General features: G+C 73.0%; 16 protein-coding genes. 15 read left to right on the forward strand and 1 reads right to left on the reverse strand.

The features are described from left to right. Window positions 1-372: 372 nt before the first annotated feature. From ssd to IE185_RS18300, 7 genes are all read left to right on the forward strand, one after another. Window positions 373-1,494, forward strand: coding sequence for a septum site-determining protein Ssd (gene ssd / locus IE185_RS18270; RefSeq protein WP_189715528.1), 1,122 nt, complete (start codon window positions 373-375; stop codon window positions 1,492-1,494). Further along, entirely contained in the window at window positions 1,491-2,639 is a 1,149-nt protein-coding gene (locus tag IE185_RS18275; protein ID WP_138899423.1) for a TadA family conjugal transfer-associated ATPase, read from the forward strand. The genes ssd and IE185_RS18275 overlap by 4 nt, the downstream gene beginning before the upstream one ends. Next, window positions 2,636-3,496, forward strand: coding sequence for a type II secretion system F family protein (locus IE185_RS18280; RefSeq protein WP_229843575.1), 861 nt, complete (start codon window positions 2,636-2,638; stop codon window positions 3,494-3,496). The genes IE185_RS18275 and IE185_RS18280 overlap by 4 nt, the downstream gene beginning before the upstream one ends. Then, the gene (locus IE185_RS18285; RefSeq protein ID WP_194552807.1) at window positions 3,493-4,281 is read left to right on the forward strand and encodes a type II secretion system F family protein; all 789 of its coding nucleotides are present in this window, start codon (window positions 3,493-3,495) and stop codon (window positions 4,279-4,281) included. The genes IE185_RS18280 and IE185_RS18285 overlap by 4 nt, the downstream gene beginning before the upstream one ends. Before the next feature lie 36 nt (window positions 4,282-4,317). Further along, on the forward strand, window positions 4,318-4,524 hold the full coding sequence (locus IE185_RS18290) for a DUF4244 domain-containing protein (RefSeq protein ID WP_373303740.1): 207 nt from the start codon (window positions 4,318-4,320) through the stop codon (window positions 4,522-4,524). Next, window positions 4,511-4,882, forward strand: coding sequence for a TadE family type IV pilus minor pilin (locus tag IE185_RS18295; RefSeq protein ID WP_189715530.1), 372 nt, complete (start codon window positions 4,511-4,513; stop codon window positions 4,880-4,882). The genes IE185_RS18290 and IE185_RS18295 overlap by 14 nt, the downstream gene beginning before the upstream one ends. 227 nt (window positions 4,883-5,109) lie before the next feature. After that, window positions 5,110-5,487, forward strand: a complete 378-nt coding sequence (locus IE185_RS18300; RefSeq protein ID WP_373303741.1) for an Rv3654c family TadE-like protein — start codon at window positions 5,110-5,112, stop codon at window positions 5,485-5,487. Here IE185_RS18300 and sftH read toward each other — a convergent pair. After that, on the reverse strand, window positions 5,390-7,927 hold the full coding sequence (gene sftH, locus IE185_RS18305; RefSeq protein ID WP_138897337.1) for a DEAD/DEAH box helicase: 2,538 nt from the start codon (window positions 7,925-7,927) through the stop codon (window positions 5,390-5,392). The two genes, IE185_RS18300 and sftH, sit on opposite strands and share 98 nt — an antisense overlap. Window positions 7,928-8,008: 81 nt before the next feature. Between sftH and IE185_RS18310 the strand changes: the two genes are divergently transcribed. From IE185_RS18310 to tmk, 8 genes are all read left to right on the forward strand, one after another. Continuing rightward, complete coding sequence (locus IE185_RS18310; protein WP_028810414.1) at window positions 8,009-8,362, forward strand: STAS domain-containing protein; 354 nt, start codon at window positions 8,009-8,011, stop codon at window positions 8,360-8,362. A 93-nt stretch (window positions 8,363-8,455) separates the two neighbouring features. After that, window positions 8,456-8,929 carry an ATP-binding protein gene (locus IE185_RS18315; protein ID WP_138897336.1) on the forward strand — a complete coding sequence of 158 codons (474 nt, stop codon included), beginning with the start codon at window positions 8,456-8,458 and terminating at the stop codon, window positions 8,927-8,929. Between the two features lie 270 nt (window positions 8,930-9,199). After that, entirely contained in the window at window positions 9,200-11,617 is a 2,418-nt protein-coding gene (locus tag IE185_RS18320; RefSeq protein WP_138897335.1) for a sodium-translocating pyrophosphatase, read from the forward strand. A 208-nt stretch (window positions 11,618-11,825) separates the two neighbouring features. Continuing rightward, window positions 11,826-12,404 (forward strand): small secreted protein, encoded by a 579-nt coding sequence (locus IE185_RS18325; protein WP_138897334.1) that lies wholly within the window; start codon window positions 11,826-11,828, stop codon window positions 12,402-12,404. A gap of 152 nt (window positions 12,405-12,556) precedes the next feature. Next, window positions 12,557-14,083: a DUF7059 domain-containing protein gene (locus IE185_RS18330; RefSeq protein WP_138909048.1), complete on the forward strand. Its 1,527-nt coding sequence runs from the start codon at window positions 12,557-12,559 to the stop codon at window positions 14,081-14,083. Window positions 14,084-14,343: 260 nt separating this feature from the next. Next, entirely contained in the window at window positions 14,344-14,541 is a 198-nt protein-coding gene (locus IE185_RS18335; protein ID WP_138906451.1) for a hypothetical protein, read from the forward strand. Window positions 14,542-14,753: 212 nt separating this feature from the next. Then, a complete protein-coding gene (gene topA / locus IE185_RS18340) occupies window positions 14,754-17,651 on the forward strand; it encodes a type I DNA topoisomerase (RefSeq protein WP_138898048.1) in 2,898 nt (965 codons plus the stop codon). A 138-nt stretch (window positions 17,652-17,789) separates the two neighbouring features. Next, a complete protein-coding gene (tmk, locus tag IE185_RS18345; RefSeq protein ID WP_189715532.1) occupies window positions 17,790-21,161 on the forward strand; it encodes a dTMP kinase in 3,372 nt (1,123 codons plus the stop codon). The last annotated feature ends 432 nt before the right edge of the window (window positions 21,162-21,593 follow it).

The following is a 21,593-nucleotide window of genomic DNA, read 5'->3' on the forward strand; positions in this document are numbered from 1 at the left end:
CACGGATCGTTCGCGACCGTGCTACCCCGGTCCGACTCCTCCCCCCCCGAGTCGGCCGTGGAGACGACCCCCGTTCTCCCCCCCGACGGGGGTCGTCGCATGTCCGGATGCTTTTCCGCCTTCCGGTACTGATCATTTCTCCCCCTCTTGGCCTGTGGCCCTCTATGCCTTCCCCCTCCTGAGACGCGTCACGCTGTGTAGTCGTTTCGCCGCTCTCCGGAAGTCACTGGTATAGGTGAGCGGGATATTCACAACCGATGACTTGTCCACAGTTTTTCAGCAAGATCCACACGATTTTGCAAGTCCCGTCACGGTGATTCCGTCCGCGAAGTTCGTGGGCAGCAGGAATCGCTGGGAGAGGGGGCGGAGATCGTGGCCGGATCCATCACACCCGACCGACCGCAGGTGGCCGAGGCGCGGCAGGGCGGACCGCTGATCGTCACCGAGGACGTCGACCTGCTCGACGATCTGCTGCGGCTGTGCGCCGCGGCCGGCGCCGAGCCGGAGGTTCATCACGCGGTGCCCGAGCGCAGGGGCAGCTGGGAGAGCGCGCCGCTGATCCTCGTTGGCGACGACGCCGCCGAGCGCGTGCGCGGGGCGGTTGTCGGGCGCGGGGGAGCGCGCAGAAGCGGCGTGCTGCTCGTCGGCAAGGACCAGGACGACCCCCATGTGTGGCGGCGGGCCGTCGAGATCGGCGCCGATCACGTGCTGCGGCTGCCCGACGCGGAGAGCTGGCTCGTCGAGCGCATCGCCGATGTGGCGGAGGGCGTGGGGCGCCAGGCGGTGACCGTGGGAGTGGTCGGCGGCCGGGGCGGGGCAGGGGCCTCCACGCTGGCGTGCGCCCTGGCGGTCGCGGCTGCCCGTTCGGGGCAGCGCACCATGCTCGTCGACGGAGATCCGCTGGGCGGCGGGCTCGACGTCCTGCTCGGCGGGGAAGCCGTTGAAGGCATGCGCTGGCCGGATTTCGCCGAATCCCGGGGGCGGGTCGGCAGCGGCGCGCTGGAGGAGTCGCTCCCCGAGCTGCATGCGCTGCGTGTCCTGAGCTGGGACCGCGGCGACCGTGTGGTGATCCCGCCGGAGGCGATGCGGGCGGTGCTTGCCGCCGCCCGAAGGCGTGGCGGGGTGGTGGTCGTCGATCTGCCGAGGCGGGTCGACGAAGCGGTGGCCGAGGCGCTGGCCCAGCTCGACCTCGGCCTGCTGGTGGTGCCGGCGGAGCTGCGTGCCGTCGCGGCGGCAGGACGGGTCGCGTCGACCGTCGGCATGGTGCTGCGGGACCTGCGGGCCGTGGTGCGCGGGCCCTTCGCGGCGGGCCTGGACGAGGAGACGGTGGCGAGACTGCTGGGGCTCCCGCTGGCCGGTGAGCTGCCGGTGGAAGCGGGACTGCTGGAAGCGCAGGCCGGAGGAACGCCACCGGGCGGCAGTGCGCGCGGACCGCTGGCCCGGTTCTGCACGGCGTTCTGGGAGCGGGCGCTGACCGGGGGCGGTGTGTCATGAGCGCGGGAATGCTGGACGCCGTGCGGCGGCGGCTCGCGGAGAGCGGGGCCGAGCCGACCCCGGCGCGCGTGGCCGCCGCGCTGCGGGCGCAGGGCCGGCTGCTGGGCGACACGGAGGTACTGGGGGCGGCCGAGGAGCTGCGCTGCGAGCTGGTGGGCACGGGAACGCTGGAACCGCTGCTCGCCGACCCTTCGGTGACCGATGTGCTGGTGTCCGCACCCGACCGCGTCTGGGTGGACCGGGGCAACGGCCTCGAACTCACCCCGGTCGGCTTCGCCGACGCGGCTGCGGTGCGCCGGCTCGCTCAGCGGCTCGCGGCCGCGGCGGGGCGGCGACTGGACGACGCGAGGCCGTGGGTGGACGCCCGGTTGCCCGACGGGACACGGATGCACGCGGTGCTGCCGCCGGTCGCCGTCGGCTGCACGTGCCTGTCACTGCGGGTGGTTCGTCCGAAGGCGTTCTCACCGGCCGAGCTGGTCGCCGCCGGGACGGTGCCGCCCGGTGGGGAGGCGGTGCTGCGGGCGCTCGTCGAAGCCCGGCTGTCGTACCTGGTCAGCGGCGGCACGGGCACGGGGAAGACCACGCTCCTGTCGATGCTCCTGGGGCTGGTCGGAGAGCGGGAGCGGATCGTGCTGGCCGAGGACTCGGCGGAGCTGAGGCCCGATCACCCGCATGTGGTGCGCCTGGAGTCGCGGCCCCCGAATCAGGAGGGCGCCGGGCAGGTCACGCTGCGGGACCTGGTGCGGCAGGCACTGCGGATGCGGCCCGACCGGCTGGTGGTCGGTGAGGTGCGCGGCGCCGAGGTCACGGAGCTCCTGGCCGCGCTCAACACCGGGCACGAGGGCGGGTGCGGCACCGTGCACGCCAACGCGGCGGCGGACGTCCCGGCCCGGCTGGAGGCGCTCGGTGCGGCGGCGGGACTGGACCGGGCGGCGCTGCACAGCCAGTTGGCCGCCGCTCTCGGGGTGGTCGTGCATCTCGCGCGAGGCCCGGGCGGGTCCCGGCGGGTCGCGGAGGTGCATGTGCTGGAGCGGGATCCGGCGGGGCTGGTGGTGACGGTGCCGGCGCTGCGGTGGGGTGCGCGGGCCTTCTCGTACGAACGCGGCTGGCCCCGGCTGCGCGCGCTGCTCGGCGGTGGGGCGTGACGGGGGCGGGCGCGGCGCCGGTGTACGCGGCGGCCGTGTGCGCGGGGGCGGCGGCCTGGCTGCTGGCCGGGCGGGACGCGGACCTGCGGCGGGCACGGCTGCTGCTGGCGGGCGGGGTGGTGGACCCCGGCGGGCCGGAAGCGCTGTGGGAACGGGTGGCGGCGGCGGTGCGGGGACGGCTGGGGCGCGAGTGGCTGTGCGCGCCGGTCGCGGTGCTCCTGGCCGTACTGGGCGAGTCGGTGCTGCCGTTGGCCGCGGGGGCGGTCGCGGTGCCGCTCGTGCGACGCCGGCTGCGGGCCGGCGAGCGGCGCAGGGAGCGGGACCGCCGGACGGACGCGGTCGTGGCGCTGTGCGGCGCGGTGGCGGGTGAGCTGCGGGCCGGGAGACAGCCGGGGCAGGCGCTGTTCGCCGCTGCGGGCACCGGTGGGCTGGGTGGTGCGGAGGCCGAGGTGATGGCCGCGGCGCGGTTCGGCGGGGACGTGCCGGAGGCACTGCGCAGGGCGGCTCGGGAGCCGGGAGCGGACGGGCTCGCGGGCGTCGCCGCGTGCTGGCGGGTGGCGGTGGACGGCGGTGCCGGTCTCGCGGCCGGACTCGACCGGCTGGAGGGGGCGCTGCGGGCCGAGCGGGACCAGCGGGAGAACCTGCGGGCCCAGTTGGCGGGGGCCTGGGCGACGGTGGCGCTGCTCGCGCTGCTTCCGGTGGCCGGGCTGTTGATCGGCAGTGCGCTGGGGGCCGGACCGCTCCGGGTGCTGCTGCACACGCCGGCCGGACTCGGGTGCCTGCTGGTGGGCGGGTTGTTGGAAGGCGCGGGTCTCCTGTGGGCCCGGCGCATCGTACGAAGGGGGGAGGGCTCGTGAGCGGTGAACTTGTCCACAAGCTGGGGACGGCGGTGTCGCTCGCGGCCGTCGTGGTGTGGATGGCGTTCGTGTGGGCCGGGTGGCGCCGGGAGCGGTCGCTGCGCAGACGGCTGGCGGCGCTGCTGGCCGCCGACGTGGCGGGGGGCGCCGGGCAGGGCCCGTGGCACGGCCGACGGATGCGGGCCGAGTACGGGGCCCGGGTGCTGCGCTGGGGGCCGCCGCTCGGGGCCGTCGCGGTGGCGTACGCGCTGGTCGGAGGGCCGGCCGGCTGTGCGGTCGGCGTGGTCGCGGCGATCGGGATCGCGTGGTGGCAGCGCGGGCGCGAGCCGTCGGAAAGCCCGGTCGACGCCCGGCGGCTGCCACTGGCCGCCGATCTTCTGGCGGCCTGCGTCTCGGCGGGGGCCGGGCCGCGCGAGGCCTCGGAGGCGGTCGGGGATTCGCTCGGGGGCCCGGTGGGCGAGCGGCTGGCCCGGGCCGCCGCCGAGCTTCGGCTCGGAGGCGAGCCGGCGGACGCGTGGGGCCGGCTGGGCGCGATACCGGGCGCCGCGGGGCTGGCGCGCGCTCTGGAACGGGCGAGTGCCTCGGGAGCCCCGGCGGCCGAACCCGTCACCCGGGTGGCGGAGAGCCTCAGAGCCGCACGGGCGCGGGAGGCGTCGGCCCGTGCGCAGCGGGCGGGCGTGCTGATGGTCGGGCCGGTCGGGCTCTGCTTTCTGCCGGCCTTCCTGGTCGTCGGAGTGGTGCCCGTGGTGATCGGGCTGGCGAGCGGACTGATGCACAGCAACTGACCTGAACGACAACTGGCCTCGGGGGTCGAGATGTGGATGTGGATGCGGGTACGGGCGCGAGGTCCTGTGCGCGGGGCGGCGGGAGCCGGCGGCGGGGACGCGGGGATGACGACATCGGAGTACGCGATGGGCACGATCGCGGCCTGCGGCTTCGCGGCGGTGCTCTACAAGGTGGTGACGAGCGACATGGTCTCGTCGGCGCTGGCTGCGGTCGTGGGGAGGGCGCTCGATGTGCCGTTCTGAGACCGGTGGGCGGGGCGACCGGGGTTACGTCACGGCGGAGGCGGCCGTGGTGGTGCCGGCACTGGTGCTCTTCACCATGGCCCTGGTGTGGGCGCTGATGGCGGCTGCCGCGCAGATCCAGTGCGTGGACGCGGCCAGAACGGGCGCCAGGGCCGCCGCGCGGCAGGAGCCGCAGGACGCGTCGATCGCCGCGGCGCGGCGCGCGGCCCCGCACGGCGCGCGCGTCGGGATCACCCGCGAGGGCGACTTGGTCCGCGTGAGCGTCGAGGCCCCCGCCCCGGGCCTCGGCGCCCTGCCGCTGACGCTGCGGGCGGAAGCGGTCGCGCTGGCCGAGGAGAGCGTGGGGGTGGCGGCGTGAGCGGCACCGGTGGCGGTGTGAGCGGCACGCCGGGCCGTGGCGCCGGGCCGGGGCGGCCGGCGGGAGCGGAGCGCGGGCCTGGCGGCGGCGGTGTCCGGGCCGGCCTGCTGGGGGGCCGTCTCCGTGGCTGTCTCGGACGGTTCGCCCGGCTGCCGGGGCCCCGGGCGCGGGGTGAGCGGGGTGCGGCGACCGTGTGGGCCGTCGCCGTGGTGGTGGTGCTGGGGGTGGTGTGGGCCGGGGTGCTGGCGATGGGGCAGGCGGTCGTGGCTCGGCATCGGGCCGGGGGCGCCGCCGATCTGGCGGCGCTCGCGGCGGCGGGGGTGTGGATACGGGGTGAGACGGCCGCCTGCGGCAAGGCGGCCGAGGTGGCTGCGGCGCAGGACGCGCGCCTGGTGCGGTGCTCCGTGCGCGGCGAGGTCTCCGACGTCACGGCAGAGGCGGGCACAGGCCCGTTCAGCGTCGCTGTGCGGGCCCGGGCGGGGCCGGCCGGGCCAGGTGTCGAGGGAACTACTCCGAGGGGCTCTCAGCGGCCTCAGGGGGCTTCGGTGCATCCGAAGGGAGGTCCGGTGCGTCAGGAGAGACCGGGGCCGGCGGGGCTCCCCTGAGGAGGACCGTCAGAAGGCGGACGGCGGCGCGTTTGTGCAACGGGTCGTTGCCGTTGCCGCACTTCGGCGACTGGATGCAGGAGGGGCACCCCGCCTCGCACTCGCAGGAGGCGATGGCCTCCCGGGTCGCTGTCAGCCACTCCCGCGCCGTGTGGAAGGCCCGCTCGGCGAAGCCCGCGCCGCCCGGGTGGCCGTCGTACACGAAGACCGTGGGCAGCAGCGTGTCCGGATGGAGTGGGATCGAGACGCCGCCGATGTCCCAGCGGTCGCAGGTGGCGAAGAGCGGCAGCATGCCGATCGAGGCGTGCTCGGCGGCGTGCAGGGCGCCGCCGAGCTGCTCCGGGGCGACGCGGGCCGCGTCGAGCTGGTCCTCGGTGACGGTCCACCACACCGCGCGGGTGCGCAGCGTACGGGGCGGCAGGTCGAGCTTGGTCTCGCCGAGCACCTCGCCGGTGATCAGCTTTCGACGGAGGAAGGAGACGACCTGGTTGGTGACTTCCACGGAGCCGAAGCAGAGGCGGCCCTCGCCCCAGGGGATCTCGGTGTCGGTCTCCAGGACGGAGATGGCGGTGGTGTCGCGGGCGGTGGTGGAGTACGGCGGGTTCGCCTCCTCGACCAGGGCGACGGCGCCGTGCGGGTCCTCCAGGTCCAGGTGCCGGACCAGGTAGGTACGGCCCTGGTGGAGGTGGACCGCGCCGTCGTGGACGGAGGTGTGGGCGGCCGACGCGTCGACCGTGCCGAGCAGCCGGCCGGTCTCCGCCTCGACGATCTGCACGGGCCGGCCGCCCTCGCCCCGGATGTCGGCGAGGTCGGCGGCCCGCTCGCGGCGGGTCCAGTACCAGGACCTGCCCCGGCGGCGGAGCAGGTTGGCGGCCTCCAGCTGCGGCATCAGCTCGGCGGCGGCAGGACCGAAGAGCTCCAGGTCGGCGTCGGTCAGGGGGACCTCGGCGGCGGCGGCGCACAGATGCGGGGCGAGGACGTACGGATTGGCGGGGTCGAGGACGGTCGACTCCACCGGCTGGCGGAACAGGGCGTCGGGATGGTGGACGAGGTACGTGTCCAGCGGATCGTCACGGGCCACGAGGACCGCCAGGGCGCCCTCGCCCGACCGGCCGGCCCGCCCGGCCTGCTGCCAGAGCGAGGCGCGGGTGCCGGGGTATCCGGCGATGACGACGGCGTCCAGGCCCGACACGTCGACGCCGAGCTCCAGCGCCGTCGTCGCGGCGAGGCCCAGGAGCTCGCCGGAGTGCAGGGCGCGTTCGAGGGCCCGGCGTTCCTCCGGCAGGTAACCGCCGCGATAGGCCGCGACCCGGGCCGGCAGGGAGCGGTCGACGGCGGCCAGGCGTTCCTGGGCGATGAGGGCGATCAGCTCCGCGCCGCGCCGGGAGCGTACGAATGCGACCGAGCGGACTCCCTGCACGGTCAGGTCCGTGAGGAGGTCGGCGGTCTCGGCGGTGGCGGTCCGTCGTACGGGCGCGCCCTTCTCGCCCCGCAGTTCGGTCAGCGGCGGTTCCCACAGGGCGAACACCAGTTCACCGCGCGGTGAGGCGTCGTCCGCGACCTGCCGGACGGGAACGCCGGTGAGGCGGCCCGCGGACACGGCGGGTTCCGCCGACGTGGCGGAGGCGAGCAGGAAGACGGGGTTCGCGCCGTAGCGGGCGCACAGGCGGCGAAGGCGGCGGATCACCTGGGCCACGTGGGAGCCGAAGACACCCCGGTAGGTGTGGCACTCGTCGATGACGACGTAGCGCAGGGCGCGCAGGAAGGCGGCCCAGCGCGGGTGCGAGGGCAGTACGCCGAGGTGCAGCATGTCCGGATTGGTGAGGACGTAGTTGGCGTACTGGCGTACCCATTCGCGTTCCTCGACCGGCGTGTCGCCGTCGTACACCGCGGGCCGCACGGCGTTGCCCAGGGGCGCGGCCAGGGCCTTCACCGCACGGCGCTGGTCGGCGGCGAGTGCCTTGGTGGGGGCGAGGTACAGGGCCGTCGCGCCGCGACCGTTCGGCGCCTCGGACCCGTCGAGCAGGGTGCTGAGGACGGGGGCCAGGTAGGCCAGCGACTTGCCGGACGCGGTACCGGTGGCGATGACCACGGACTCGCCGTCCAGGGCGTGCTCCGCGGCCACGGCCTGATGGGTCCAGGGGTGCTCGATCCCGGCGTCCCGGATCGCCGCGATCACTTCCGGGCGGATGCGGTCGGGCCACACTGCATGAGACCCCGCACGTGGGGGCAGGTGCTCCGTATGAGTGATGCGCGAGGACCGGCTCTCGCCTGCCGTGAGCCGGTCGAGGACCGTACGGGGAGAGGGGCGCGCGCCCGCGTTCTCCCCAGGTCTGCTGGGACGGTGATTCTTGGCCATCGGCACCGAGTGTGTCACTGGCGTGGCGGACAATGGTTCCAAGGCATCGTGCATGCCTGCAGGTAAGTGATTGAATGCCATCGCGGCTGGCGTTCCGTCCTCTGGCTCCGCCGGGGAGACCTCAGGGGGGCGGCCGCTCGATAGCAAGGTGCTGGAGGATCCGTGGACCTGTCCCTGTCGACTCGCAACGTGTCTGGACCTGGTGGCGACCGTACGGTCGTCGAGGTCGGTGGCGAGATTGATGTGTATACCGCGCCCAAGCTGCGCGAGCAGTTGGTCGAGTTGGTGAACGACGGCAGCTACCACCTGGTTGTCGACATGGAGGGCGTGGACTTCCTCGACTCCACCGGGCTCGGCGTGCTCGTGGGCGGACTCAAGCGTGTCCGGGCCCATGAGGGCTCGCTGCGCCTGGTCTGCAACCAGGAGCGCATTCTGAAGATTTTCCGAATCACCGGTCTGACCAAGGTGTTCCCCATTCACACCTCGGTCGACGAAGCCGTCAACGCCACCGACTGACGGCTTCCGGGACACCGGAAGCAGGAACAGGGGCACCGGGCCGAAAGCCTGGGCCCCTGAGAAGCACGCCCGTACGTCCGAGGGGGACCGCAGATGGCCACCGTTGAACTCCGCTTCAGCGCCCAGCCCGAGCACGTCAGGACGGCCCGCCTGGTGGCGGCCGCCGTGGCGCGCAGGGCCGGGGTGGACGAGGCGGTGCTGGACGAAGTCCGCCTCGCGGTCGGCGAAGCGTGCACCCGTGCGGTGGGGCTCCACCGCAGCAATGGCATCTCGGCTCCGGTCCGGGTCGCGCTGACCGAGGAGGAGAAGTCGTTCTCCATCGAGGTCGGGGACGAGGTGCCCGGTTCGGGTGGCGGTGCGGCCGGATCGGTCCCCGGGGTGCGCAGCACCACGGGGCCCGGAGCCGGCCCGGCGCAAGCCGAGACGGACACCGAAGCGGACGGTGAGGACGAGATGGGGCTGGCGGTCATCAGCGGACTTGTCGACGATGTCGAAGTCGTCACCGGCGCGTCCGGTGGCACCATCCGCATGAGCTGGCCGACGACACCGGCGCCCGTTTCTTCCTGATCTTCCGCCGGTTCCAGCGGACCGGACGGACCGGATCACTTACGTGAGGCCCTGCTGAGCAGGGCCTTTCGTATTTCTCTAGATCTTTTCGGAGATCATTCCGAAATCGTGAATGCCTTTGTCCCGTTACTGTTTTCCGGGGATCAAGGCGACGCGATCATTTGCAGAGTGGCAAGCGAAGGTCAATTCGGTTTGCGGCGCTCTGTTTTGATCAGGTTCCGCTCCCTACAATCCGTCCACATCTTGAGCGCTGAGCGTCAAGGAGGACGAATGGCGGGGCACTTCACAACGGATCAGCTGGATCACCCCTCTACTCTCGCGGCGGCAGTACTGACCGACGAGAACCGGATCATCGTGATCGTCGTCGCCGTAGTGGCACTGGCGGCCCTGGTCGTCGCCCAGCTGCTGGTACGTCAGGTACTGGCGGCCGGCGAAGGCACCGACAAGATGAAAGAGATCGCGGCGGCGGTGCAGGAAGGCGCGAACGCCTATCTCGCACGCCAGTTGCGCACGCTCGGCGTATTCGCCGTCGTGGTGTTCTTCCTGCTCATGCTGCTTCCGGCCGACAACTGGTCGCAGCGCGCCGGACGATCCGTATTCTTCCTGGTGGGTGCGCTTTTCTCGGCGGCGACCGGTTACATCGGGATGAGGCTGGCCGTACGCAGCAATGTGCGTGTGGCGGCCGCGGCGCGGGAAGCCACACCGGCCGCGGGTGAGCCGGAAAAGGATCTGACGGCCGTCTCGCACAAGGCGATGAAGATCGCTTTCCGTACGGGCGGCGTGGTCGGCATGTTCACGGTGGGCCTCGGCCTGCTCGGCGCCTCCTGCGTCGTCCTCGTGTACGCGGCCGACGCGCCCAAGGTGCTGGAGGGCTTCGGCCTCGGCGCCGCGCTGATCGCGATGTTCATGCGCGTCGGCGGCGGTATCTTCACCAAGGCCGCCGACGTGGGCGCCGACCTGGTCGGCAAGGTCGAACAGGGCATCCCGGAGGACGATCCGCGCAACGCGGCGACCATCGCCGACAACGTGGGCGACAACGTCGGCGACTGCGCCGGCATGGCGGCCGACCTCTTCGAGTCGTACGCCGTGACGCTCGTCGCGGCGCTGATCCTCGGCAAGGCCGCCTTCGGGGACGCCGGACTGGCCTTCCCGCTGATCGTTCCGGCGATCGGCGTGGTCACCGCGATGATCGGCATCTTCGCGGTAGCCCCGCGGCGCGCCGACCGCAGCGGAATGACCGCCATCAACCGCGGCTTCTTCATCTCCGCGGCGGTCTCCCTCGTCCTGGTGGCGGTGGCCGTCTTCACCTACCTGCCGTCCTCGTACGCCGACCTGGACGGCGTGAGCGACAGCGTCGTCAGGGGCCACGGCGGCGATCCGCGCGTGCTGGCGCTCGTCGCCGTCGCCATCGGCATCGTGCTGGCCGCCCTCATCCAGCAGCTGACGGGCTACTTCACCGAGACGAACCGGCGCCCCGTGAGGGACATCGGCAAGTCCTCGCTGACGGGCCCCGCCACCGTGGTCCTGGCCGGCATCGCCATCGGCCTGGAATCCGCCGTCTACACCGCGCTGCTCATCGGTCTGGGCGTGTACGGCGCGTTCCTGCTCGGCGGTACGTCGGTCATGCTCGCCCTCTTCGCGGTCGCCCTGGCCGGCACCGGGCTGCTCACCACCGTCGGCGTCATCGTCGCCATGGACACGTTCGGCCCCGTCTCCGACAACGCCCAGGGCATCGCCGAGATGTCGGGCGACGTCACGGGCGCGGGGGCCCAGGTCCTCACCGACCTGGACGCCGTCGGCAACACCACCAAGGCCATCACCAAGGGCATCGCCATCGCCACGGCGGTCCTCGCGGCGGCGGCACTCTTCGGCTCGTACAAGGACGCCATCGCGACGGCCCGCGACGACGTCGGGGCGAAGGTGAGCGAGCTGGGCCTCCAGATGGACATCTCGCAGCCCAACAACCTGGTCGGCCTGATGCTCGGCGCCGCAGTCGTCTTCCTGTTCTCGGGACTGGCGATCAACGCGGTGTCCAGGTCGGCGGGCGCGGTGGTCTTCGAGGTGCGGCGGCAGTTCCGCGAGCACCCCGGGATCATGGACTACACGGAGAAGCCGGAGTACGGCCGGGTGGTCGACATCTGCACCAAGGACGCGCTGCGCGAACTGACCACACCGGGCCTGCTCGCGGTGCTGACCCCGATCGCGGTCGGATTCTCCCTCGGGGTCGGCGCGCTCGGCGCGTTCCTCGCGGGCGCCATCGGCACGGGCACGCTGATGGCCGTGTTCCTCGCCAACTCCGGCGGCGCGTGGGACAACGCCAAGAAGCTCGTCGAGGACGGCCACCACGGCGGCAAGGGCAGCGAGGCCCACGCCGCGACCGTCATCGGTGACACGGTCGGAGACCCGTTCAAGGACACCGCCGGCCCGGCGATCAACCCGCTGCTGAAGGTCATGAACCTGGTGGCGCTGCTCATCGCCCCGGCGGTGGTGCAGTTCAGCTACGGCGAGGACGCCAACGCCGGGGCACGGGCGGTGGTGGCGACGCTCGCCATCGTCGTCATCGTCGGCGCGGTGTACGTCTCGAAGCGGCGCGGGATCGCCGTGGGTGACGCGGACGACTCCGGGGACGCCTCGGGGCGGGTGCCCAGGCCGGCCGATCCGGGGGTGCCGTCCAAGGTCGTCTCGTAGTACTCGTCACACCGGCGCAGAAGGCGGGTGGACGGGGCGTGCTGACGCCGCGTCCGCCCGTCCGCGTTGATTTCCCGGGGGTTTCGTGAGGTGTCTCTCCCTTGGTGCAAATGGCTTCAATAGCCCATGGACCGGACGTACGGCATGCGGATGTCGCCCACTTGGCGTGTATGTTCCGGGGCCGAGAGCCTTGGAAGGGACCAATCCGGTGAACAAGAAGTTTGCGGCCGCGCTGTCCGGCGGCGCGGTACTGGTAATGGCGCTGTCCGGCTGCAGCAGCGACGACAGCGACGACAAGGTCAACGACTGGGCGAAGACGGTCTGCGACCAGGTGCAGCCCCAGTTGAAGAAGATCTCGGACGCCAACACCTCCATCCAGGAACAGACCGCGGACAACAGCAAGCCCGCCGACGTCCAGAAGACGGACGCCCAGGCCTTCCAGCAGATCTCCGACGCCTACAAGGCGATGGGAACGGCTGTGGACAAGGCGGGCGCCCCGCCGGTCGACGACGGTGAGACCACCCAGAAGGAAGCGGTCAAGGAGCTCAACGCCTCCTCGGTGGCGTACGCCGACCTGAAGAAGCAGGTCGAGGGACTCGACACCAAGGACCAGGCGAAGTTCGCCGACGGCCTCAAGGGCGTCGCCGACGAGCTGAGCAAGATCAGCAAGAGCGGTGACCAGGCGCTCAAGAAGCTCCAGTCCGGCGAGGTCGGCACGGCGATGTCCAAGCAGCCCGGCTGCCAGAAGCCGGGCGCGACCTCCGCCTCGCCCGACGCGAAGGCGTAGTACGGCCGAGGTGGCGTGGTACGCCGCCGCGGGCCCATGCCGCCGCGGCGACGGCCCGGTTGCGGCGCGAACGGCCCTGCCGCGCGGCCCGGTGTCCCGAACAGGGGCCGGGCCGCGCGGCTTTTGTCAGTGCCAGCGGTGACAATGGCCGGGTGAGTACGACCAGCCTCCCCGTGAGCCTTCCCGCGCCCGAAAGCTCAGCCCGACTGCGCGACGCGCTCCTCGCCGCCGACTTCACCGCCGACGGCCTCCTGGAGCTGCTCGGCGCGCCCGCGTACGCCGCGCTCGCCCGCAGCGAGACCGTGCCCGCGCTGCGAGCCACGCGCGGCGACAGCCCGCTCGAGACGCTCGTGCGGCTGTTCCTGCTCCAGCAGGCCGTCCCGGACGACCGCGTCGGGGCGGCCCTGCCCCTGGACCAGTGCCTGGCCGACGGCTGGCTGGTCCGCGAGGACGCGTACGGCGGCGGATCCGCGGGCGTACGGGCCACCGTGGACGTCCGGCCGTACGGCGGCGAGGAGGGCCAGGACTGGTTCATCGTCTCCGACCTCGGCCGCGCGGTCGGCGGCGCCGGCGGTGCGGGCACCCGCGAGGAGGGCGTGGTCCTCGGCGTCGGCGGCGCGTCCACCACGCTCGCCGGGATCACCGTCCGGGCGCCGGTCACCCGGGCCCTCGATCTCGGCACCGGGTCCGGGATCCAGGCGCTGCACGCCGCGCAGCACGCCGTGCACGTCACCGCCACCGACCTCAACCCGCGCGCCCTGCGCTTCACGCGGCTGACGCTCGGACTCTCCGGCGCGCCCGAAGCGGACCTGCGCGAGGGCTCGCTCTACGAGCCGGTCGGCGAGGACACGTACGACCTGATCGTGTCCAACCCGCCCTTCGTCATCTCGCCGGGTGCGCGGCTGACGTACCGCGACGGCGGGATGGGCGGGGACGATCTGTGCCGCACGCTCGTTCAGGGGGCGGGGGAGCGCCTGAACGACGGGGGTTACGCGCAGTTCCTCGCCAACTGGCAGCACGTCGAGGGCGAGGAGTGGCAGGAGCGGCTGCGATCGTGGGTGCCGCGCGGGTGCGACGCCTGGATCGTGCAGCGCGAGGTGCAGGACATCACGCAGTACGCCGAACTGTGGCTGCGCGACAGCGGCGACCACCGCACCGACCCCGCGCAGTACGCCGCGCGCTACGACGCCTGGCTCGACGAGTTCGAGGCCCGCAAGACCAAGGGCGTCGGCTTCGGCTGGATCTCGCTGCGCAAGTCCGGCGCCGAGGACCCCTCGATCACCATCGAGGAATGGCCGCACCCCGTCGAACAGCCGCTCGGTCCAGTCGTACGGGCCCACTTCGAGCGCCAGGACTACCTGCGGGCGCACGACGACGCGGCGCTGCTCGCCGGTCACTTCAAGCTCGCGGACGAGGTGGTGCAGGAGCAGATCGGACTGCCGGGCGCCGAGGACCCGGAGTACGTCGTACTCCGTCAGAACCGGGGCATGCGGCGGGCGACGAAGGTCGACACGGTCGGTGCGGGCTTCGCGGGCGTGTCCGACGGGTCGCTCAGCGCGGGCCGCATCCTCGACGCCATCGCGCAGCTCCTGGGCGAGGATCCGGTGCTGCTGCGCGACCGGACGCCCGAGGCGATCCGGCTGCTGGTCGAGCAGGGCTTCCTGGAGCCGCTGGACTGAGCGGCGGCGGGCGGGGGCGCGCTCTCCCACCACCCGCCGCCCCGCGCCCCGCCTGGGGGCCCGCCGCCCCGCGCCGGCTCCGGGGCTGCTGGGCCCGCCCCTCGGCCCGGCTCAGGCCCCCGGCCGCCCCGGCGGGCCCCGGACGCCCACGCGGCGTTCACCGCCGGTTCGCGTCCGCGTCGCCGGGTGGTGTCCCCGGAATGCCAGCCTCACCGTCCGGGAGATCCGGGCGGGCCGGGGCGAGGGTGGGGGGTACGGGGATGGAAAGCGGGCCTGCGGTCTTCGCCGGAACGGCGTTCTCGGTGTTCGGGGCCGCCCTGCTGTGGTGGACGGGGGCGCGCGCTCTGCGTCGTGCGCCGGTGGCGCACGGGGCGAGTCCCGTGACCTCCTTCGCGCTGGCCACCGCGTTCGGAGCGGCCTTCGTCGTTCTCGGAGTGTGGTGTTTCGGCCGGATCTGATCGGAAGAGATCCACACGGCATCTGCACGAGGTCTCCAGAGGGGTCCCGCAGAGGCGGTCGGGCGGTCCGGGCGGCAGGAATGCCGGGAGTCGGGTTACCGTTCGAGTGGCCGTTGCGGGCTTTTGCCGTTTGACACGGGGACGGGTTGTACCGTCACACTCCGCAGCGTCACGTACGGACCACTGAGTGTCGACCGGAGAGAAGAGCCAAGTTGTCCCCGACCAGCGAGACCGCACACGGCGGCCGCCGACTCGTCATCGTCGAGTCGCCCGCCAAGGCGAAGACGATCAAGGGCTACCTCGGCCCTGGTTATGTCGTCGAGGCGAGCGTCGGGCACATCCGCGACCTCCCGAACGGCGCCGCCGAGGTGCCCGACAAGTACACGGGCGAGGTGCGCCGCCTCGGCGTCGACGTACAGAACGACTTCCAGCCGATCTATGTCGTCAATGCCGACAAGAAGTCGCAGGTCAGGAAGCTGAAGGACCTCCTCGCGGAGTCCGACGAACTCTTCCTCGCCACCGATGAGGACCGCGAGGGCGAAGCCATCGCGTGGCACCTCCTGGAAGTGCTGAAGCCCAAGGTCCCGGTCCACCGGATGGTCTTCCACGAGATCACCAAGGACGCGATCCGCGAGGCCGTGTCCAATCCGCGCGACCTCAACAAGCCCATGGTCGACGCCCAGGAGACCCGCCGCATCCTCGACCGCCTCTACGGCTACGAGGTCTCGCCGGTCCTGTGGAAGAAGGTCATGCCGCGGCTGTCCGCCGGCCGTGTGCAGTCCGTCGCCACCCGGCTCGTCGTCGCCCGGGAACGCGAGCGCATCGCTTTTCGTTCTGCTGAGTACTGGGACCTGACCGGTACGTTCTCCACGGGACGCACCGGTGACGCCTCCGACCCGTCCTCTCTGGTCGCCCGCCTGACGACGGTCGACGGCCAGCGCATCGCCCAGGGCCGCGATTTCAACTCCGTGGGACAACTCAAGAGTGACGTCCTTCACCTCGACGAGGCGAACGCCCGCGCCCTGGCCGCCGCCCTCGCCGACTCGCCGTTCGCCGTCCGCTCGGTCGAGTCCAAGCCGTACCGGCGCTCGCCGTACGCCCCGTTCCGTACGACGACCCTCCAGCAGGAGGCTTCGCGCAAGCTGGGCTTCGGTGCGAAGTCCACGATGCAGGTCGCGCAGAAGCTGTACGAGAACGGCTTCATCACCTACATGCGTACGGATTCCACGACGCTCTCCGACACCGCCGTCCAGGCCGCCCGCGCCCAGGTGACGCAGCTGTACGGCGCCGACTACCTGCCGGACAAGCCCCGCACGTACGCCGGCAAGGTCAAGAACGCGCAGGAGGCGCACGAGGCGATCCGCCCCTCCGGTGACCGCTTCCGCACCCCCGCCGAGACGGGTCTGAGCGGCGACCAGTTCCGGCTGTACGAGCTGATCTGGAAGCGCACCGTCGCCTCCCAGATGAAGGACGCCGTCGGGAACAGCGTGACGGTCAAGATCGGCGGCCGGGCGAGCGACGGCCGCGACGCCGAGTTCTCCGCCTCCGGCAAGACGATCACTTTCCACGGCTTCATGAAGGCGTACGTGGAAGGCGCCGACGACCCGAACGCCGAGCTCGACGACCGCGAGCGCCGGCTGCCGCAGGTCGCCCAGGGCGACGCGCTCACCTCCGAGGAGATCTCGGTCGACGGGCACGCGACCAAGCCGCCGGCCCGCTACACCGAGGCTTCGCTGGTCAAGGAGCTCGAAGAGCGCGAGATCGGCCGCCCGTCGACGTACGCCTCGATCATCGGCACGATCCTCGACCGCGGGTACGTGTTCAAGAAGGGCACGGCGCTCGTGCCGTCCTTCCTGAGCTTCGCCGTGGTCAACCTGCTGGAGAAGCACTTCGGCCGTCTCGTCGACTACGACTTCACGGCGAAGATGGAGGACGACCTCGACCGCATCGCGCGCGGCGAGGCCCAGGCCGTGCCGTGGCTGCGGCGCTTCTACTTCGGTGAGGGCGACGCCGACGCGGGTGTCGCCCCGGGCGGCGCGGCGGACGCGGGCAACGGTGACGGGGACCACCTCGGCGGCCTCAAGGAGCTCGTCACCGACCTCGGCGCGATCGACGCCCGCGAGATCTCGTCCTTCCCGGTCGGCGAAGGCATCGTGCTGCGGGTGGGCCGCTACGGCCCGTACATCGAGCGCGGCGAGAAGGACGACGAGAACCACCAGCGCGCCGACGTGCCGGAGGACATGGCTCCGGACGAGCTGACCGTCGAGTACGCCGAGGAGCTGCTGGCCAAGCCGAGCGGCGACTTCGAGCTGGGCGCCGACCCGGAGACGGGCCGCCAGATCGTGGCGAAGGACGGCCGCTACGGCCCGTACGTCACGGAGATCCTTCCCGAGGGCACTCCGAAGACCGGCAAGAACGCGGTCAAGCCGCGCACGGCCTCGCTGTTCAAGTCGATGTCGCTGGACACCGTGACGCTGGCGGACGCGCTCAAGCTGATGTCGCTGCCGCGCGTCGTCGGCACGGACGCCGAGGGCGTCGAGATCACCGCGCAGAACGGCCGGTACGGCCCGTACCTCAAGAAGGGCACGGACTCACGCTCGCTGGAGACCGAGGACCAGCTCTTCTCGATCACCCTCGACGAGGCGCTGGCGATCTACGCCCAGCCCAAGCAGCGGGGCCGCGCGGCCGCCAAGCCGCCGCTCAGGGAACTGGGCACCGACCCGGTCAGCGAGCGTCCGGTGGTCGTGAAGGACGGCCGCTTCGGGCCGTACGTCACGGACGGCGAGACGAACGCGACGCTGCGGACCGACGACAGCGTGGAGGACATCACCCCGGAGCGGGGTTACGAGCTCCTCGCGGAGAAGCGCGCCAAGGGCCCGGCGAAGAAGAAGACCGCCAAGAAGGCCCCGGCGAAGAAGACAGCCGCCAAGAAGGCGACCACGGCGAAGACCGCCGCGGCGAAGAAGACGGCTGCCAAGAAGACGACGACGGCCAAGACGACGACGGCCAAGACGACCGCCGCCAAGAAGACGGCCGCAAAGAAGGCTCCGGCGAAGAAGGCGACGGCCTCCAACGCCTCGGCGGCCTCCGCTGCCGCCTCAAAGGAGTAGGCAGCAGGCGCGTCAAGCGGCCCCCGACGCCCTGGTGGGCGCCGGGGGCCGTCCTGTGCGGGCGCCCGTACGACCCGGGAGCAGACGTTTGTTCGGGCGGGCCTCCGGCGACTGGCGGCGTCCGGATAGGCTGGGCGGATGACGCGAGCCGAGCAGCCAACGGTCGTGAGCCCCACCTCCGACGCACTAGCCGCAGACTCACGCGAGCGAGCCGTACGAGCCCTGCTGCGCCTTCCTCCGCTCCGGCGGTTGTGGAGCGCACAGCTCGTCGGCAATACCGGCGACGCCCTCGCCCTTCTCGTGCTGCTGTTGCTGTCGCTTCAGGCGGCGATCTCGGAAGGGTCGTTCGGCGGTGGTTATCGCGGTGCGGCCTTCGCGGTCGCCGCGGTGTTCGGGGCTCGGATCCTTGCCACCTTCATCTTCGGAGCCCTGCTCCTGGGCCCGGTCTCCACGCTGACCGGGCCGTCGGGCCCCCTCGACCGCCGCTGGACGATGATCGGTGCGGACGGGCTGCGGCTCGCCCTCCTCGTCGTCGCCCCGCTGTGGATCGACTGGACCCCGGACAAGGCCCAGGCCGTACTCCTGAGCACCGTCTTCGTCTCCGGCGTCGCCGAGCGGTTCTGGACGGTCGCCAAGGAGGGCGCCGCACCCGCGCTGCTGCCGGCCCCGCCGCCCGAGGGCGCGACGGTGCGGCCGCTGCCGGACCACCTGGACGCGCTGCGCCGGCTGTCCCTGCGTACGAGCTTCGTCGCGCTGCCCGCGGCCGGCGCCGTGCTGCTGGCGGCGACGCTGGTCGGCAATCTGCTCGGCTCCGGCATCGACTGGTTCACGCACCACCAGGCGGCCCTCGGGTCGTACGTCGCCGCGGGACTGTTCGCCGCGTCCGTGTCCACGCTGTACTTCCTGGAGCTGCCCGACGGGCAGACGCCTCGCGCGCGCTCCCCGCTGGAGGGCCTGCGCCGGCCCAAGACCGGCTCGGGCGTCGACAAGGGCCGTACCGGCGCTATGCGCCTCATCGTCGTGGCCTGCGCCGCGGTCGCCGGAGCGATCGCCGCCGCGGCGGCCGTCGCCGTACTGCACGCGAAGGACCTCGGCGGCGGGCCCGTCACCTTCGCCCTGCTCTTCCTCGGCCTGACCGGTGGCACGGCCCTAGGCATCCGCAGCGCGCGGAAGGTGCTGCCCACGCTGTCGCGGCGCCGCCTCCTGTCGCTCGCGATCGCCGTCACCGGCGTCGCGCTGCTCGCCATGGGCCTGGTGCCCGACACGGCGACCGTCATCATGATCACGCTGCTCGCCGGCTTCTGCGCCGGAGTCTCCGCGAACACCGGGCACACGCTGCTCGACCAGGAGACCGAGGACTTCCGGCGGGCGCGCACCACGGAGCACCTGCAGGCCGTCGCGCGGGTCTGCATCGCCCTCGGCGCGGTCGTGGCCCCGGTGCTCGCGGCCGCGATCGGCCCGCACCGCCTGGCCAACGGAAGCTTCGTCTTCGCCCACGGCGGCGCGGCCTTCACGCTGATGCTCGTCGGCGCGCTGCTGCTGCCGGTGGCCGCGCTCGTACTCGCCAAGGCCGACGACCGGCAGGGCGTCCCGCTCCGCCGCGACCTGCGCGAGGCGCTGCGCGGCGGCGAGCCCGACCAGGCGCCCGCCGCGACCGGGTTCTTCATCGCGATGGAGGGCGGCGACGGGGCGGGCAAGTCCACCCAGGTCGAGGCGCTCGCCGAGTGGATCCGCAACAAGGGCCACGAGGTCGTCGTCACCCGCGAACCCGGCGCGACGCCGATCGGCAAGCGGCTGCGTTCGATCCTGCTCGACGTGTCCAGCGCGGGCCTGTCGAACCGCGCGGAGGCGCTGCTGTACGCCGCCGACCGCGCGGAGCACGTCGACTCGGTCGTACGTCCGGCGCTGGAGCGCGGCGCCGTCGTGATCACCGACCGGTACGTCGACTCGTCCGTGGCGTACCAGGGCGCGGGCCGCGATCTCTCGCCGACCGAGATCGCCCGCATCTCGCGGTGGGCGACGGACGGGCTCGTACCGCATCTGACGGTGCTGCTCGACGTCTCCCCGGAGACCGCGCGCGAGCGGTTCACGGAGGCGCCGGACCGGCTGGAGTCGGAGCCGCCGGAGTTCCACGCGCGCGTGCGGCACGGTTTCCTGACGCTGGCCGCCGGCGACCCGGGCCGGTACCTGGTGGTGGACGCCGGGCAGGACCCGGAAGCGGTCACCACCGTCGTACGCCACCGGCTGGACCGGATGCTGCCCCTCTCCGACGCCGAGATCAAGGCGCGGGAGGAGGCGCGGAAGGCCGCCGAGGAGGAGGCGCGGCGCAAGGCCGAGGAGGAAGCCGCCCGCAAGGCGGAGGAGGAGCGGCTGGAGCGCGAGCGGCAGGCGCAGCTCGCGAAGCTCCGCGCCGAGGAGGAGGAGCGCAAGCGCCGGGAGATCGAAGAGGCGCGGCAGCGCGAGGCCGAGCGGCAGGCGGAGGAGGCCCGGCGCAGGGCCGAGGAGGCCCGCAGGCTGGCCGAGGAGGAGCGGCAGCGTCGCGAGGCCGAGGAGAAGGCGCGGGCCGCCGAGCAGGAGCGGCTGCGCCGGCAGGCCGCGGAGGAGGCCCGGCTGCGGGCGGAGGCGGAGGAACGCCGCCGCGAGAAGCAGCGCAGGGCCGAGGAGGCGTTGCTGCGGGCGGAGGAGGCGCGCCGGCTCGCGGAGTCTGCTGCGGCGGCCTCAGCGGCGGCGGCGCTGGCGCAGGGCGCGGCGGAGCCGTCCGGGCCCCGGCCTTCGTCCGGAACCCCTTCGACGTCCGCGTCCCCGTCCGCGTCCCCGTCGGGGTCCGGGCCGGGGGAGGACCTCGGATCGCCGTCGGCTTCCGGGCCTCGGCCGGCGTCCGACTCCCGGTCGGCGTCCGAGTCCTCGTCTCCGTCCCCGTCCCCGTCCCCGTCTCCGTCCGACGCCGAGCTGACGGTGCCGACGCCGGTCGTGCGTCCGGACGAGGTGACGCAGGCGGTGGAGAAGCCGCGCGTCGACATGCGCAAGGAGGAGCCCGCCGCCCCGGCGCGCACCGCGGAAGACACGGCGGTGCTGAGGCCGGTGCGGGACGTGACGCCGGCGGAGGAGACGGCCGTACTGCCGCCCGTGCGCGACGCGGCCCCGGCCGAGGAGACGACGGTGCTGCCGCAGGTGCGGGACACGGCGCCGGCGGACGAGACGGCCGTACTGCCCTCCGTGCGGGACGAGCCTTCGGACCGGGTCCCGCCGGGCTTCTTCCGCGACGAGCGGGCCGCGGCCGCCGATGCCGAGGGCGACGGCGGCAATGAGCGCACGCGTGAGCTGCCGTGGCTGGACCCGGAAGCGGCGCATCCGACCACCGGTCAGAACACGCGCGCGGCCCGCCGGCGCTCCGACTGGGCGGAGGAGACCCCGCTCGACGATCTGCCGTCGCTGGCGGACGAACTGCTCGGTGGCCGGGACACCGACGAGGACGACACGGGCGGTCGCGGACGCGGCGGACGCCGGTAGGCGGACGCCGGTACGCAGCACGGGCGGTACGGGCGCTTCCTCGGCCCGTACCGCCCGAGGCGTTTGTGCGGCGGGCACCGGCCGCGGCTGGACGGTCGGCCTTGCCGCACGACGGGGCGGGGCCGCCGGAAGATTAGGCGGGGGCTCCCGTCCCTCGCACGCCGTACGGGCAGATCGGCCCCGACCGTGGGCCTGAAGCGAGGGGCTTGCGGGGGCCGGCGGGATCATCGGCGCGCCGCTGTACGGCGGGGCCGAGCGCGCCGGAGGACCGGACGGGGCTCCCGTACTTCGCACGCCGTACGGGCCGACGGGCCTGCGGTGGGGGGCTTGAACCGGTGGGCTCCACAGGCCCCGGGGGGAACGGTCGGCACCGCCGCGCGACGAGGCCGGGCCGCGCCGCAGGACCCGTGCGCGCACGCCGGAAGACCGTGG

Origin of the sequence: Streptomyces chryseus (assembly GCF_014650755.1) — a bacterium.
In the GTDB taxonomy this organism is placed as follows: Bacteria; Actinomycetota; Actinomycetes; order Streptomycetales; family Streptomycetaceae; genus Streptomyces; species Streptomyces chryseus.